Below are 16,994 nucleotides of genomic sequence, written 5' to 3'. Positions count from 1 at the left end.
TCATTTGTTTACAATAGATCCAGATAGTGAAGAAGACTTAAATACATTGTAAACATCATCATAACTGTGAAAATAAATACGGCATTTTTTTGCACAAGTTTCCAGGGAGATATATTAATCAAATTTGAAGCTAGTAAAACTGATCCAGAGAATGGTGAAATTTGTGTAGCTAATGACCAGGCAGCCAGCATTAACATGCCCATAAATGCTGGTGATACATTGAACTGTTCAGGAGTAAGCGAACTTCCAAGCCCGATAATGATAATAACCGGGTGAACGCCTAAAAAGGCAAACAGCATCGCAAATCCTATTAACAACAAAATCAACCAAAATACGGTTTCCCCTGCTAATATATATATAATTTGTGATAACCAGTCCCCTGCTTCACTTATCGACAGAGCCTTGCCAAAAAATCCAGCTGTGATAAAAATTGCCAGTTCATTGTACAGCCTTGTAAACGAGGAATGTACCTGCTGCTTCATATATATGATGTAATCTTGAAACAGACGCAGTCCTGCAGCCCAAATAAAAGGGTAAATTAATGCTAAAACGGAAACGATCGTCAGCATCGATACATTTAACACAACATCGAGTGAAAATGAGAGAAGAATTAATAAAATCACATACAGGCCAAGCTTCCTCAAATCTGAACGAAAGCTGTAGTAATTTTTAGATGTTTTCTCCTCATTGCTGATAGTTGTATCCTTTTTAAAATAAGTGAACCGAAAAAAAACTGCTACTACCATTGAATATAGTACAGCAGCCATAATGCCGGCACCGCCTATCTGCTGCCATGAAAGGTCATACAGGACCATCACAAGACCGACATTGACGAAATACGGAGACCATAGCATACAAAAACCAAAGCCTCTAAGCAGCATGAGACCAAATCGTTTTTTATCAATTTCTGTAAAGCTTTCTGATCCTATCTTGTACACAAGCGGCATTGATCCAAGATTAAGTAATGAACCCATAAAGGATGTAGCCGGTCCGATAAGGATGAGACTTGTGTTTTTCTTCACGTTTTCGGATGGCATGCTGCAGTGCCTTTAAGAATCCTGCTACTGACATAAAAGTACCAAATAAAGGTACTAATAAAAATAAAGCCAGCAGGTTCATATTTGACCCAAAACTCAGCAGTACTGTTTCTGCTCCTGCCGGATATTGTGAATACATTCCAGTCCCCGCTATTAAAAGAGAGAAAATCACAATTCGGTTTGCCAGTCTCATATAATATATTGAACATATTAATAAGATAATGGCGAGAATACTATAACTGTAAGTTAGAAATGGGATGTGGTAGAAAATATCCGCTAAATAAAAAATAACAGCTGTAAAAGCTGCATATCCTAGTACTTTATGAAGACTATTCATTGTATTCGCCTGCCTCATCCACTGGTTCAGATACATATTTATGCTATCACTGGTAAAGTGATTTGAACAGCCCACTGATATTCAATTTTAAAGAGGCTGGGACAAATTATAGAGTCTTGAGACCCGTTCTGTTCTTTCTGCCGGGGAGGCTTGAGCCGTGCCCGCGGAAAGCGAAGCGTTTTGACGGAGCATATGTTGAAAACTCATAATTAACTAACAATCCAGACAGATTCAGTAGAATCGTCTGGATTTTGTATTAATTAATTTATTTTGTCCCAGTCACTTTACAACTCAAGTTCCAGTTTCCGTTTTAAAGTTCATCGCAGTTATATCCGATGGTTCTTTAATATATAGCTCTTTTGGAACCTTAGCAAATGTTTCACAGCCATTTTCGGTTATTCGAATCGATTCTGTAATTTCTACTCCATAATCATCCAGCCAAATGCCGGGCATTAAGTGAAAAGTCATATTCGGTTGAAGAATTGTACGGTCTCCTTTTCGAAAACTGACAGTATGCTCCCCCCAGTCCGGCGGGAAGCTTAACCCTATTGAATAACCGAGCCGCGACTCTTTAAAGTATCCACGTTTAGCAATTGTTTTACTCCAGATACTTTCCACTTCTTCCGCCGTCATTCCTGGTTTTATCACATCAAGTGTTGTCTCAATGCCTTCCTGGACGACTTCCGCTAGATCTATAACCTTATCCGGCGCCTCTCCAATTGCCATCGTTCTAGCCATTGGTGTGTGATATCTACGATAGCAGCCGGCGATTTCGATAGTTAAATAGTCTCCGTACTTGTATTGACGGTCTGTCCAGGTGAGATGAGGACTTGCAGTATTTTCACTTGTCGGGATCATTGGGACAATGGATGTGTAGTCCCCGCCAAATTCCGCTGTTCCACTAATTTGTGCCTGATATATTGCTGCTGCTACGTCGTTTTCTCTAATTCCTACATCGGCAGTATAATAAGCAGCGTGCATAGCATGCTCTAATATTTTTGCCGCCTTTTTCATACATTCAATTTCATCATCAGACTTTATCAGCCGCACCCAGTTTACAAGGGTACTGAAGTTTCTAAATTCCGCATTAGGCAGACCCTGCATAATTCTTTCATAGCACATTGCAGTAAAATAAAAAGCATCCATTTCCAAACCGATTTTACGGTTTCCCTGCCCTATTTCATTTAAAATATTTGCTACAAAGTCCATTGGGTGCCGAATAGTCGACTGGACAAATTCATCAGGATAAGGAATGATGTAGTTATCATCAAGCCATGTTGTTACTTTAGCACTGTGGGCATCCATTTCTCTTCCGATCCAGATTGGCTGATCTTCATCAATCATTACGACAAGGATTTGATGAACGTAAAAAGACCAGGCATTATAGCCTGTTAAATAATAAATATTAGAGGGATTGGACACCAGCAGTACTTCGACACCATATTCCATCATTTTTTGCTTAGTATGGTTCATCCTTGCTAAATATTCTTCTTTAGAAAACAGCAACTTTATCCACCCCTTTTCTCATTTGCACTTCTTGTTGAATAGGAAGGAACTCTTCCTCAGAAAAGTCCCATTCCCGTTATATTTTATTATTCAGAAATTTTAAAACACACAATCCTTTCTTCGGACATCTCTTTAATAGCATATTTTACCCCTTCACGACCCAGGCCAGACCCCTTTACCCCTCCAAAAGGCATGGCGTCAATACGGAAATCACTGCTGTCGTTAATCATTACACCACCAACGTGAAGTCTTTTAGCTGCTTTTAACGCGGCGTGGATATTTTCTGTGAAAATCCCTGCCTGCAGTCCAAAATTCACGTTATTCGAGCGTGAAATTGCTTCATTCAGTCCAGAGACCGGAAAAAGCATTACCACAGGTCCAAACACTTCTTCATTCACAATCGTAGCGTTTTCAGGTGTATTTTCTAACACCGTCGGCGCATAAAAAGCACCATCGCGGTAGCCTCCACTCAGGATTTTTGCCCCGAGATCAACCGCTTCAACCACCCAGCTTTCCACTCTTTTTGCTTCTTTTTCATTAATGAGTGGCCCCATATCAGTCTCTTCTGAAAACTTATTTCCCATTTTCAGAGACTGAACTTTTGCTAAAAACTTTGATTTAAATTCTTCATAAACTGATTCTTCGATAAATAACCGCTGCACACCAAGGCAGTTCTGGCCAGCCACTCCGAAAGCACCTGAAACAGTTGCATCCACCGCAAGTGAAAGATCGGCATCTTCTAGTACAATGGAAGGTGAATTAGATCCAAGCTCCATGGATAATTTCTTTAATCCAGCATTGTTAGAAATTTTTTCTCCAGTTTCAAGACCGCCGGTAAAACTGATCATTTGTATATCCTTACTTTTAATCAGTAAATCACCAATGTCACGTCCTCTTCCTGTGATAACGGTTAAAATCTTTTTTGGAAGACCAGCTTCTACAAACGCTTCAGCAAGTTTTAAAGCACTTAAAGGTGTCTCTGTTGCAGGCTTTATGATAATGGCATTTCCTGCTGCTACAGCAGGGCCTAATTTATGGGCGACCAGATTCAATGGATCATTAAAAGGTGTGATGGCAGCAATAATGCCGACAGGAAAGCGGAAATAGTAACCCATACGATCTTCATTTCCAGCTACCTGGTCAAAGTTAATTGATTCCCCGGTCAGCCTCCGTGCTTCTTCAGCGCTCAGACGCAGTACATCTGCCGCACGGCCTGCTTCTTTTCTAGCTTCTTTAATCGTTTTACTGCTCTCAAGTGCAATCGTTCTTGCATATTCCTCCAGGTGCTTCTCGATATAGTCCGCCGCATTTTTAAGCACTTTCATGCGTTCAGACACACTCATCTCGGCAGCAATCTCTGCACCTTCCTTAGCTAATGAAATCGCACGCTGTACATCACTTCCACTTGCAGCAGGGACGGAATCAATCCATTCATTATTTTCAGGGTTACGTACCTCTATCTTATTATCACGGTCTACCCAATCACCTGCCAGCAGCATTTTACTTCCAGCTACTCTTGTCGTCATATCTCCCGCCACCTTTCTCTGTCAAAATTTTTTCAAATATTGTCCTTCTCCAAATTAATCAAGTCTATCAGCAGCGCAAAACCTGTTTCAGGAATTCCCGCTCCAGCCCCGATTAATGTAACTGGCCCAGATAAATCACATTCATAAGTCACTGCGTTTAATGCACCGGTAATTCCTGCCAGCGGATCGCTCTCTTCCAGCTTTTCCGGCCCAACCGAAGCTGTTACTTTACCATCTACATTTTTCACTTTTCCAATCAACTTCCATTTTTTACCTTCTTGTGCTGCTTCTTGCATATGGGCTGGAGACAGTGCTGTGATCCCTTCACACTTTACATCTTCTTTTTTCAGGGACGAGCCCATCACGACATTTGCTAAAATAACCACTTTGTAAAGCACATCATAGCCTTCTACATCATTGGTAGGATCCGCTTCGGCAAATCCTTTGGACTGTGCCTCTTTTAATGCATTGTCAAAAGGCATCCCATTTTCCATTTTAGCTAGCATGTAATTGGTGGTTCCATTAAAGATACCGCGTACTTCTTTTATTTCGTTGCCGGCGAGTGCAGCCAGCGGCATTCTTAAAGCTGGTGTTCCGCTCATAACCGTACCTTCAAAAAGAAATCGTACATTATTTTTATCTGCAAGCGCCTTTAACTCTTCATAAGCCAGTGCCACGGGACCTTTGTTTGTTAAAACAGCGTTTTTTCCAGAAGCAAAAGCCTTCTTACAATGGTCTATCGCAGGCTGACCGGTTCTTACATCAGTAAACGTTATTTCAATCATCGTATCTGCATTCGATTCCAGAATGGTCGTATTACTGTCCCATCCCCGTATCAGTCCCTCTTCCTCCGGGTAATTTTCGAGTGTGCCATGCTCTCGCAGTGTACTCATTACTTTTTCTAAATCTAATCCATCAGAATTGTGAAGTGATCCTTTATATAAATCTGAAATTGACACGACTTTAAAATCAGTACCGAACTTTTCCTTCAGCCACGATCCCTTATTTATTAAAATATCCGCCAGTCCCTGGCCCACACCGCCAAAACCTATGAATGCTAATTTATGCGACATTTGACAACCTCCTTGCAACAGTTTACAGTGTAGTGTTGCTAAAACAGCTGAGAGCTGCTCCAGCTAGCAGCGCAGCACCTGCCGGCAGCACTTCTTCTTCAATATCAAAAAGCGGCATATGAAGTCCGCGTCCATCTTTTTGCTCAAAGCCTGCACCAAGAAACAACATGGCTGCCGGTACTTTTTCGGCAATATAGCCGAAATCTTCTCCGCCAAGTCCATACGGTTCATTCAGAATTTTCATCTCAGGGTACAACGAGGTGATGGACCTTCTAAAAACCTCCACTGCTTCTGTATGATTAACAAGAGCCGGCTCCCCTTTTTCAATTGTTAAATCATAGCTGCCGCCCATTGATTCCACGATAGCAAAAGCCCGGTTTAATTCTTCCTCATGTTTCTTTCTTGTCTCTGCATCGTAGCTCCGGCATGTGCCTTGTAAAAATACTTTTTCAGGTATTACATTTGTAGATGCACCAGCTTTGACTTCTCCTACACTTATGACAGAAGGAACCAAAGGAGAAGTTTTTCGGGAACTTATCCCCTGAATTGCATGCAGAACAAAAGAGAGCATCCATACCGGATCTGTTCCAAGATGAGGATACGCACCATGACCCCCGCTGCCATAAATATTCGCTTGAAAAGTATCTACACTGGCCATGCTGGCTCCGGAATGGAGACGTACCGTTCCTGGTTCATTCTCCGGATCAACGTGGAGTGCAAATGCTTTATCTACATCATCAAAGATACCCTTCTCAATCAAATATGGCGCTCCGGATTTTCCATGTTCATCAGTATCTTCTTCAGCCGGCTGGAAAATGAACTTTACCGTACCCGAGAAGGAATTTTCTGATTTACTTAATAATGCAGCGGCTCCAAGAAGCATAGCTGTATGAGCATCATGCCCGCATGCATGCATTATACCTTTATAAACAGATTGATATTCTGAAGCAATCTCTTCTGCAATGGGGAGTGCGTCAATATCCGCTCGAAGAGCGATTACCGGCCCTTCACCATTTTTTAAAATGCCAACTACACCTGTATCTGTTCCAATCTGGTTTTTTCCTGTCAGAATGGTAATTCGTTCAAACTTTTGCAGCTGAGTAGTAATATACTTAGTCGTATTATGCTCGCAGAAGCTGAGTTCCGGCTGCCGGTGAAGATATCTCCGCCAGCCGATCAGCTCAGGCATAAATGATTTAGCTTCTTGAAATAAGACTGCATTGGATTGAAACATTGGAATTCTCCTAACTTAAATACGAGTTGCAGCAGGCTCAGGAAGCTGTGCCAGTGCCTGCTCTAAGTCACGTAATAAATCATCAGTATCTTCGATTCCCACAGAATAACGAACAAGGCTCTCTGGAATGCCAAGTGCTGCTCTTTCCTCCGGAGTATTTTCCACATGACTTGTAGTCCTTGCAGGACCTACCGTTGTCTCGACAGAACCAAGGTTAGCTGCTCGGTTTGCATACTCGAGCCTCGGGAGAAATTGACGAACTGCCTCCATTCCACCTTTCATTGAAAAGCTGAACATACCACCAAAGTTTCGCATTTGCTTTTTCGCAATGTCATGGCCTGGATGATCTTCAAGCCCTGGATAAAAAACCTGGTCAACTTGTGCGTGGTTCTTTAAAAAAGAAGCAATTTTTATCGCAGATTCACATTGCTGTTTGACCCGCAAATGTAGGGTTTTCATTCCCCGGATCATAAAGTAAGCTGCCATCGGATCCATCGTTGCTCCATTGATTTCGCGATAATGATAAATTTTTTCAATTAGATCTTTTCGTCCCACAGCAGCACCACCTAATGCATCAGCATGGCCGCCGAGAAATTTAGTAGCACTGTGAATGACAAGGTCTACTCCATATTCAAGTGGATTTTGGTTGATTGGTGTTGCAAACGTATTGTCTACAAATACAAGTGCTCCAACCTCTTTTGCTACTTTTACCATGCGCTCTAAATCAGTAATTTTTACTGTTGGATTTGTTGGAGTCTCCAAATATAAAATGTTGCACCCTTGACGTACCTCTTCTTCAATTTGTTCGTGATTTCCTGTATCGCATAGTCTGACTTCTACATTCATCTGTGGAAGAAACTCACTGAATATTTTATTTGTGCCGCCATACGTATCTTTAATAGACACTACCTTATCTCCCGGTCTTAAAAAGGTAGCCAGTGAATTGCTGATGGCTGCCATTCCTGTAGAAAAACTGGTAGCAGCTTCTGCTCCTTCGAGTTCTTTTATTTTTTGCTCAAATGACTCTACGGTTGGATTTGTATTTCTTCCATATATATGGCCTTTTTCATTACCAATAGCTACTTCATACCAATGATCAAGATCATCGTACGTATATGCAACACTGTGTACAACCGGTACTTGAGAAGCTCCAAAAGCTCTAAATTCTTTTTCGCCGGCCCACACTGCTTTTGTAGATCGTTGGATATCCTGGTTCATTTCTTTTGTCATGTTCATCCGCCCCTTTAATCAGAGTTCTATTTCATACTCTTATCGTAATAAAAATAAAGCATCTTTCCATTCATCAATTTGTATGAAAGTTTTTTCTAGTATTCTGACAGTTTGGATAAAAGATAATCTGACAATCTTATATGCTACAATAATTATATCTGGAAATACTATTACTGAGCGGTTTAAGGAGGAGATTTCTGTTGTTATCTGTGAAAGATGTTATTGAGCTTGAAGTAATGAAGGATTCAAAGCTTTTAACAACAGCCGTTTCTTCAATGGAAAGAGCCGTAGAATGGGTATCTATCATTGAAACACCTGTTGAGAACTTTGTCAGAAAGAATGAAATTGTTTTGACTACCGGAATTGGGTGCGGAAACGATGAACAAAAGCTGTTAACATTCATTAAAGAAGTAATGGATGCAGATGCCGCTGCATTAGTTATTGCACTCGGACGCCATGTTATCAGCCTGCCGGATAAAGTTATTGAGATGTGTGAAAAGCAAGGTTTTCCTTTAATTGAACTACCGTGGGATATCCGTTTTTCTGATGTGAGTCACGCGATCTCTTCTGCATTGAATAAGAAAGAAATGCATATCGTTGAACGATCTGATAAAATTCGAAAGGAATTACTGAAGATAATAATGGAGGGGCAGGGGTTACAAGAAATTGTGTCTTACTTGTCTTCTTCTCTTGAAATGCCCGTTATTGTCTCAGACCGTAGAGGAGTCTTGAAAGCCAAAAGTAAAAGATCAGAAAAATTAGAAGAAAAATGGAATGCTTATTTATATCGTTTCGGCGATCCGCTTCCGCAGAGACAGGAGGAACTGCTGGACTCAGTAAATATGCCGAACAATATGGATTGGATCGGATTAGATGCTGATGAAATATTACAGCTGAGCGTTCAAAGTGCCAGGGAAATTTTAGGTTTTATTCTAATTGAATGGCCGGAACAATCATTAAAAGACGATTTGTTTCAAGAAGAAAATCTTATACTGCTTGAACATACTGTGACTACCTCAGCATTATGTTTTTTACATGATCAAGCGGCGTTAGAAACAGAAATGAGACTCCGTGATGATTTTGTCTGGAGCCTTGCAAAAGGTAAACTCGAATCAAAAGATACAGCATTATCCCGTGCTAAATCTTTAGGGTATCATTTAAATGTACCTTATCTCTGCTTAATAGCAAAACCAGAAAATCTTGAATACTTGTACAATCAAGATCCCGGCATGCAGCTTTCTTATGAAAATTGGCTTCGGTCTGTGGGGGATCTGCTTGAAGAAGAAGTATACCATTGCGGGCGCACCTTGCAGATAAAAACGATGTCTACTTTCCAAAAAGATGCTCTCATCATGTATATCGAATTAATATCCAGTAATAGTATTGAAACGGCCTTTCCATTTATTGAGCTGCTGCAATATCGACTAGAACAGAAGCTTCAGCACCTGACACTCTCCTGGGGAGTAGCTAAATCATTTGGAGAGGATACTTTTCACGTTGGATTCCAAGAAGCATACTCAGCGCTCGACGTTGGACAGAAACAAAAAGGACCCGGCTTTATAAGCACTTACGCAGATACTAGATTTGACCGCGCCCTGCTTGCACTCACTGAAAATGAAGAATTACGGCAGACTACTGACCTGACGATTGCTCCTTTGTTTAAATATTCAAAAGAACGCGGCATAGATTTAATTCACACATTTATCATTTATAACAAACATAAAGGTAACGTCAGCCAGACAGCACGGGCTCTCAATCTTCACAGGCAGTCTCTGCTCTACCGGTTAAAAAAAATCGAAGCCCTGACAGGGTGTGATTTAGATAACCCTGATGATACTTTCTTACTCGATTTATCAGTCCGACTTCATACGTTAAGCGGAGTGAAAGAAACAAAAGATACACCAAAGAATATGTAAAACCCGGCAGCTGCTTCCAAGCAGAACTGCCGGGTTTTTATTAATTAAATTTATAATCTGCTTTCAAATTTGTTAACGCTGCTAAAGCTTCTCTTGAATAATCATCGTTTTTCTCAAGAAGCTCTGCTTCATATTCTTTATACGCTAAATGCAAAGATTCATGATATGTTGGTACTTTTTCTTCATATGGTTTTACCATTGCTTTTGGAACCCATACTTTTTCCATTTCTGCAAGTGCTTTTCGTTCGTGAAAAAGAGGAACATCCGTCTGATTAGGGTTATGGAGATCACCTTGTTTCGGATGCTTTAATACTGCAGTAATTTTTAACAGTGATTTATCATTTTTTTGTTCCAGTACTTCAGCTATATAACTTCCAGTTTTATAAGGCGCTCTTACAAATTTTTGTTCCATACTAGTGCAGTCCTCCTTACGTTTATCCACCCGGTGTAACAAGCAGGAAAAAATTCCATAGTCGTTCTGAAAGCGGAGATAAATACTTTTCAGAAATACTTCCGAGTTTTTCGACGCCTGCTAGTTCATTCAATATTACAAAAGTGAAAGACAGCATGACGGAAATTAGTGCTGCTGTCAAAATTAGAGCTACAAAAGCTGCGTATAAAAAAATCAGGCGCATTCCCCATTTTAATGCTGCTCTCATCATTTTCCCTTCTTTCTATTCTATAGTTTATCAAATTTTTTCTTGCATTTCTAAATGCTTTATTAAAATTTTTTAATTATTAAAATTTATTTTTATAATAAATACGGTACGTGAAATTATATAATTGAATCATAGTTTCTTTTGCCAAGTTTAACACTCGAAAGTTTTAGCTTTTCATACACTAAAAAAGAAGAACCACAGCTTGTATAACTGTGGTTCTTCTTTCTTCAATGTTCATTATGGTAAATTCGAGCTTCCCATTAAAAAACGATCAACTTCTCTTGCAGCTTCCCGTCCTTCGTGTATAGCCCAGACCACTAGGCTTTGACCACGCCTGCTGTCTCCTGCAGCATATACGCCTTCTTTATTAGTCGCGTATTTACCATATTCAGCTTCTACACTGCTTCTGTTATCTCTTTTTATTTCCATTTGATCAAGCAGTTCCTGTTCAGGACCGGTGAAACCAATCGCAAGCAGGACGAGATCAGCCTTCCAAACTTTCTCTGTGCCGGGAATTTCTTTTCTAATCTTTTCCCCATTTTCGTAAATCGTATCAACTTCAATGGTATGGAGTTCTTTGACTCTTCCATTTTCATCCCCGACAAATTTTTTCGTCATAACTTTATAGGCCCTTGGGTCATCTCCAAATACAGCTTCTGCTTCTTTATGACCCTCTTCTTTTGTATAAACTACAGGGAAGAGCGGCCATGGGTTGTTATCAGTTCGATCTGTGGATTTTTCAGGGTGAATATCAAATTGTGTCAGCGAATTACAGCCGTGACGAAGTGAAGTTGTAATACAATCCACTCCGGTATCTCCCCCTCCGATGACAATAACGTCTCTGTCTTCAGCAGAGATATAGTTGCCATCAGCATGTTCAGAATCCAGCAATGATTTGGTGTTGCTTCTTAAAAAATCCATCGCATAATAGATTCCATCCAGCCCTCTTCCTTGTGCAGGGACATCTCGGTGAACCTGTGCCCCTGTACAGAGCACTACCGAATCGAAATCATTATTTAAGACTTCGGCTGGATAATCCTTGCCTATTTCAGTACTCGTAACAAACTCTATACCTTCTTCTTCCATAATAGAAACTCGTCTCATTACTACATCATACGGAAGCTTCACATCCGGAATACCATAAGTAAGAAGACCTCCAATTCGGTCATCTTTTTCAAATACGGTCACCGAATGGCCTGCTTTGTTTAATTGAGCTGCCGCAGCAAGTCCCGCAGGCCCGGAACCGATAACCGCTACTTTTTTGCCTGTTCGGGACTTAGGCGGTTCTGGATTGATCCAGCCTTCCTTAAATCCTTTCTCCACAATATGAAATTCAATGGTTTTAATTGATACTGGATCATCATTAAGTGCAACCGTACAGGAGCCCTCACAAGGTGCTGGGCAGACTCTGCCCGTAAATTCAGGAAAATTATTGGTTTTGTGAAGTCTCTCCAGTGCTTCCTTCCAATTTCCCCGGTAAACGAGGTCGTTCCATTCAGGAATCAAATTATACACTGGACAGCCGATTTCTCCTGAACCCTCCATTGTAGTGCCTGCCTGACAAAATGGAATCGCGCAGTCCATACAGCGTGCTCCTTGTTCCTCTACCTTTTTCTCCGGCATGATAATTTGAAATTCCTGCCAGTTCTTTACCCTGGCAAAGGGGTCCTGTTTAGCGGGATTTTCTCGTTTATATTCCATAAAGCCTGTTGGCTTCCCCATATCTCTCACTCCAGACATCGTAATCTTGAGGCAGTGCCCTCAGGACAACACAGCCCGAAAACTGCGGTCTTTGTCCTGAACCGGCTTTCTTAGTTCCCGCCTACTTTTGCTTTGTTCTGCTGGCTTTCATTGAATGCAGTTAAAATTGCTTCTGATCCCGTCAGTCCTTCTTTTTCTGCTTTTCTAATAGAAGAAAGCATCTTTTTGTAGTCTTTAGGAATAACTTTCACGAAAGATGGAATAATTTTTTTCCACTGCTGTAATACGCCTTGAGCCAGAGAGCTTTCTGTATACTCAGCATGATTTTCTATTAATTTTTTCAATTCCTTTATCTCTTCTGGATCTTCTACTCGATCAAGATCAACCATATCTTTGTTGCAGTAGTTTTCAAAAATATTGTCACGATCCAGGACATAAGCGGTGCCACCAGACATCCCGGCTGCAAAGTTTCTTCCGGTAATGCCTAAATTGACAACCACTCCACCCGTCATATACTCACAGGCATGATCGCCGACTCCTTCTACAACAACACTTGCCCCGCTGTTTCTAACACAGAATCGCTCTCCCGCCATACCTCGAATATATGCTTCACCACCGGTTGCTCCATAGAAGGTCGTATTTCCGATAAGAATACTTTCTTCTGGTGCAAAGGTAGAATTTTCAGGAGGATGAACAACGAGTTTTCCGCCGGAGAGACCCTTACCAATATAGTCATTGGCATCTCCGATCAGCTTTAAAGACATACCTTTTGGAATGAATGCCCCAAAACTCTGGCCGGCTGATCCGCGGAAAGTAAATCGAATTGTATCGTCTGGAAGACCGTTAAGTCCATATTTATTTGTCAGCTCACTGCCTGTAATAGTACCAGTCACTCGATCGGTGTTTTTGATAGTGAATTCACCGAAGACAGATTCGCCATGTTCAATCGCTTTATCCGCCGCTTTTAACAAAGTGGTCATGTCAAGAGATTCATCGAGCTGGTGATTCTGCTCAATATGGCCGAAATGTCGTGATTGGTCAAGCTTCTTCGGTCGGTACAAGAGATTTGTCAAGTCGACTGTTTCTGCTTTCCAATTTTTCACTTCCGGGTTTTGTTCGAGCAGATCTGTCCTGCCAATCATTTCGTTTAAGGATTTGATCCCGAGCTCTGCCATTACTTCACGTAATTCGTCAGCCACAAACTGCATATAGTTTACGACGTGATCCGGCGATCCCATAAATTTCTTGCGTAATTCCGGATTTTGTGTCGCCACACCTACCGGGCAGGTGTCTAAATGACAGACACGCATTATAACACAGCCGAGCACAACGAGTGGAGCTGTCGAAAATGCAAACTCTTCTGCGCCAAGAAGTGCAGCGATTGCTACATCGCGTCCGGTCATCAGCTTTCCATCTGTTTCTACCTTAATACGGTCTCTCAAGTTATTTAAAACGAGTGTCTGATGGGTTTCTGCAAGACCGAGTTCCCATGGCAGGCCTGCATGCTTGATACTCGTACGTGCTGCAGCACCAGTACCTCCATCATATCCGCTGATTACAAGATGGTCTGCACGTCCCTTAGCTACACCTGCTGCGATCGTTCCAACTCCAGTTCCTGATACGAGCTTCACGCTTACCCTGGCTGATGGATTCGCATTCTTCAAGTCATGAATCAATTCTGCTAAATCTTCAATAGAGTAAATATCATGATGTGGAGGAGGCGAAATGAGACCGACACCTGCCGTAGTCCCCCTTACCTCTGCAATCCACGGATAAACCTTATTCCCTGGAAGCTGCCCGCCTTCACCAGGCTTCGCTCCCTGGGCTATCTTTATTTGAATTTCGTCAGCATTCACAAGATAATGGCTGGTCACGCCGAACCTTCCAGAAGCTACTTGTTTAATAGCACTTCTTCGCGAATCACCATTTTCATCAGGAGTAAACCGCTCCGGATTTTCTCCTCCCTCGCCGGTGTTTGAACGTCCGCCAATCCTATTCATCGCGATTGCAAGTGCCTCGTGTGCTTCTTCCGAAATCGACCCAAAAGACATCGCACCTGTCTTAAATCGTTTTACAATTTCGGAAGCAGGCTCCACTTCATCAATTGAAATGGACGGGGACTGTCCATACTTAAATGCAAGCATGCCCCGGAGAGTAGTCTGTTCTTCTTCCTGTTCATTAATAGCTTTCGCATATTTCTTATACAGTTCATAATCATTTTTCCTGGCAGCATGCTGCAGCATATGAATCGTATGAGGATTATATTGATGGGGCTCCCCGTTTCTTCTCCACTGCAGATCATCTCCAGGCTCGAGAGTATTGTCACGGCCTTCGCGGTCGTTATAGGCTCTTTCGTGACGCAGCAGAACTTCTTTTGCGATAATCTCAAGGCTTACGCCGCCGATTCTAGAAGGAGTCCAGGTAAAGTATTCGTCAACTACCTTGGCTGAGATTCCTACAGCTTCAAAGATCTGAGCTCCCCGGTAGCTTTGGATCGTTGAGATACCCATTTTAGATAATACTTTCATCAGGCCTTTTGTCGAGGCTTTTATGAAAGTCTGAACAGCTTCTACGTAAGAGATATTTTCAAGGCGTTCTTCCTTAATCATTCCATCAATAGAATCAAATACGAGATATGGATTGATTACCTCTGCGCCATAGCCGAGCAGAACTGCAAAATGATGAACTTCACGGGGTTCTGCTGTCTCGACTGCGATGCTTACCTTTGTTCTCATGCCATTACGGATAAAATGATGGTGCAGCCCGCCTACCGCAAGCAGAGCAGGGATAGGAGCATATTCTCTACTGACATTTCTGTCACTCAATATAATAATTGTGGCTCCATCCTGCACCGCTTCATCTGCTGTCCGGAAGAGTTCATCCATTGCAGTTTTCAAGCCGGCATCTCCATTTTCTGTATTAAATACGATGGGAAGTGTAACTGTCTGGAAACCTTCTTTTTCATTGGCACGCAGTTTAGCCATTTCCTCATTATTAACCAGCGGTGTCTTTATAAACAATTGACGGGCACTTTCCGGTTCCGGATGAAGCAGGTTTCCTTCTTTTCCGATTGTCGTGCCGACTGCTGTGACGAGTTCTTCTCTAATCGCATCAATTGGAGGGTTTGTTACCTGGGCAAACAGCTGTTTAAAATAGTTATAAAGCAGCTGAGGTTTTTTCGACAATACGGCTACCGGGGAATCATACCCCATTGACCCGACAGGATCATTACCGCTTTCGGCCATCGGCTTGATCATTTTCTCCAGCTCTTCGAACGTATAACCGAAAGCAAGCTGTTTTGTTTCCAGTTCTTCAAAATCTGTATCGTAAACATCCGGGCTTTCCCTTACATCCTCTAAATCAGTTAGATACTGATCAACCCATTCTTTATAAGGTTTTTCAGTGGCGATAGCATGTTTAATTTCCTCATCAGGAACAATTCGTCCCTCTTCCATATCTACAAGCAGCATATGTCCCGGGTGCAGACGCTCTTTGAAGAGTACATCCTCTGGATCTATATCGAGAACGCCTACCTCAGACGACATCAAAATGTGGTCATCTTTCGTAACATAGTAACGCGCAGGACGAAGTCCATTTCTGTCCAGACAGGCGCCTACTGTTTTACCGTCCGTATAAGCGATCGCTGTGGGGCCGTCCCATGGTTCCATCAACGTACTATGAAACTGGTAAAACGCCTTTTTTTCTTCGCTTATTAATTTATCATTCTGCCAAGGTTCAGGAATCATCATCATTGCCGCATGAGGCATCGGACGTCCTGCAAGCGTCAGAAATTCAAATGCATTATCAAACATGGCCGAGTCGCTTCCAAGGTGATCAATTACGGGATGGACTTTATCCAGGTCTTTATCGAACAATTCTGAACGGAAAACAGCTTCACGGGCGTGCATCCAGTTCACATTCCCTTTAATGGTATTAATTTCCCCATTATGGATTAAATAACGGTTTGGATGTGCACGTTCCCAGCTTGGAAAAGTATTCGTTGAGAATCTTGAGTGTACTAATGCTACAGCCGTTTCAAACAACGGGTGATTAACATCCCTGTAAAATTGAGAAACCTGTTCTGTCGTCAGCATTCCTTTATACACAATCGTCCTGGATGAAAAGCTGGCAAAATAAAAAGCATCCTCCGGCTCAAGTTCGCTTCCTGCTTCATGTTCAAGCCGTTTACGAATAACATAGAGCTTTCTCTCAAAGCTTTCCCTTGATTTAATACCAGCAGCTCTTCCAATAAAAACCTGATGTACGGAAGGTTTTGCTTTGTACGCTGCGTTTCCTATCATACTGTCATCAACAGGCACTTCTCTCCAGCCAAGTACTTCTTGATTCTCCTCTTTAACTATTGAATTTATTTCATTTATTGCTTTATTTCTTCTGGAATCATCAACAGGCAAAAAGACCATGCCTACCCCATACGCTCCTTCAGCAGGCAGCGTAAAACCGAGTTCTTTTTCTATTTCTTTAAAGAAGCGGTGAGGTATCTGCAGAAGCATACCGGCTCCATCACCGGTGTTGGGTTCATCACCCTGCCCCCCACGGTGCTCGAGATTCACCAGAATTTGAAGGGCTTTCTTCACAATGTCGTGTGATTTCTTACCCTTAATGTTTGCCAGAAAACCGATCCCGCAATTGTCGTGTTCGAATTCGGAATCGTACAGGCCTTCTTTCCGTGCATGATAAAAATTCGTCATGCCCTCTCCACCTCTCTCGTTCTGTGTAGACTATTATAATAAGTACACTTTTTTAATTTAATATAC

12 protein-coding genes are annotated in these 16,994 nt (G+C 41.8%); 1 reads left to right on the top strand and 11 read right to left on the bottom strand.

The window, feature by feature from the left end:
* Window positions 1–8: 8 nt before the first annotated feature.
* From ACE4RR_RS07895 to ACE4RR_RS07865, 7 genes are all read right to left on the bottom strand, one after another.
* Window positions 9–1,022 (bottom strand): TRAP transporter large permease subunit, encoded by a 1,014-nt coding sequence (locus ACE4RR_RS07895; protein WP_375534865.1) that lies wholly within the window; start codon window positions 1,020–1,022, stop codon window positions 9–11.
* Window positions 958–1,374: a hypothetical protein gene (locus ACE4RR_RS07890; RefSeq protein ID WP_375534864.1), complete on the bottom strand. Its 417-nt coding sequence runs from the start codon at window positions 1,372–1,374 to the stop codon at window positions 958–960. Before ACE4RR_RS07890 ends, ACE4RR_RS07895 begins: the two co-directional genes overlap by 65 nt.
* A gap of 291 nt (window positions 1,375–1,665) precedes the next feature.
* Window positions 1,666–2,880 carry a M24 family metallopeptidase gene (locus ACE4RR_RS07885; RefSeq protein WP_375534863.1) on the bottom strand — a complete coding sequence of 405 codons (1,215 nt, stop codon included), beginning with the start codon at window positions 2,878–2,880 and terminating at the stop codon, window positions 1,666–1,668.
* A gap of 86 nt (window positions 2,881–2,966) precedes the next feature.
* Window positions 2,967–4,406, bottom strand: a complete 1,440-nt coding sequence (locus ACE4RR_RS07880; RefSeq protein WP_375534862.1) for an aldehyde dehydrogenase family protein — start codon at window positions 4,404–4,406, stop codon at window positions 2,967–2,969.
* 32 nt (window positions 4,407–4,438) lie between these two features.
* Complete coding sequence (locus ACE4RR_RS07875; protein ID WP_375534861.1) at window positions 4,439–5,479, bottom strand: homoserine dehydrogenase; 1,041 nt, start codon at window positions 5,477–5,479, stop codon at window positions 4,439–4,441.
* Window positions 5,480–5,501: 22 nt separating this feature from the next.
* Window positions 5,502–6,713, bottom strand: coding sequence for a M20 metallopeptidase family protein (locus tag ACE4RR_RS07870; RefSeq protein ID WP_375534860.1), 1,212 nt, complete (start codon window positions 6,711–6,713; stop codon window positions 5,502–5,504).
* A 15-nt stretch (window positions 6,714–6,728) separates the two neighbouring features.
* A complete protein-coding gene (locus ACE4RR_RS07865; RefSeq protein WP_375534859.1) occupies window positions 6,729–7,949 on the bottom strand; it encodes a cystathionine gamma-synthase family protein in 1,221 nt (406 codons plus the stop codon).
* A gap of 203 nt (window positions 7,950–8,152) precedes the next feature.
* Between ACE4RR_RS07865 and ACE4RR_RS07860 the strand changes: the two genes are divergently transcribed.
* Complete coding sequence (locus ACE4RR_RS07860; RefSeq protein ID WP_375534892.1) at window positions 8,153–9,859, top strand: PucR family transcriptional regulator; 1,707 nt, start codon at window positions 8,153–8,155, stop codon at window positions 9,857–9,859.
* A gap of 40 nt (window positions 9,860–9,899) precedes the next feature.
* On the opposite strand, the gene kapB is transcribed toward ACE4RR_RS07860, so the two are convergent.
* The 4 genes from kapB to gltB all read right to left on the bottom strand — a co-directional run bounded on the left by kapB (window position 9,900) and on the right by gltB (window position 16,928).
* The gene (kapB, locus tag ACE4RR_RS07855) at window positions 9,900–10,271 is read right to left on the bottom strand and encodes a kinase-associated lipoprotein KapB (protein WP_375534858.1); all 372 of its coding nucleotides are present in this window, start codon (window positions 10,269–10,271) and stop codon (window positions 9,900–9,902) included.
* Between the two features lie 22 nt (window positions 10,272–10,293).
* A complete protein-coding gene (locus ACE4RR_RS07850) occupies window positions 10,294–10,518 on the bottom strand; it encodes a hypothetical protein (protein WP_375534857.1) in 225 nt (74 codons plus the stop codon).
* Between the two features lie 237 nt (window positions 10,519–10,755).
* Window positions 10,756–12,240: a glutamate synthase subunit beta gene (locus tag ACE4RR_RS07845; protein WP_375534856.1), complete on the bottom strand. Its 1,485-nt coding sequence runs from the start codon at window positions 12,238–12,240 to the stop codon at window positions 10,756–10,758.
* A gap of 89 nt (window positions 12,241–12,329) precedes the next feature.
* Window positions 12,330–16,928 carry a glutamate synthase large subunit gene (gene gltB / locus ACE4RR_RS07840; RefSeq protein WP_375534855.1) on the bottom strand — a complete coding sequence of 1,533 codons (4,599 nt, stop codon included), beginning with the start codon at window positions 16,926–16,928 and terminating at the stop codon, window positions 12,330–12,332.
* Between the last annotated feature and the right edge of the window lie 66 nt (window positions 16,929–16,994).

The organism is Alteribacillus sp. HJP-4, from assembly GCF_042139015.1.
Lineage (GTDB): Bacteria > Bacillota > Bacilli > Bacillales > Marinococcaceae > JBHIKY01.
Note: the sequence above shows the minus strand (reverse complement) of the source record. Positions and strands in the feature narration are given on the sequence as shown.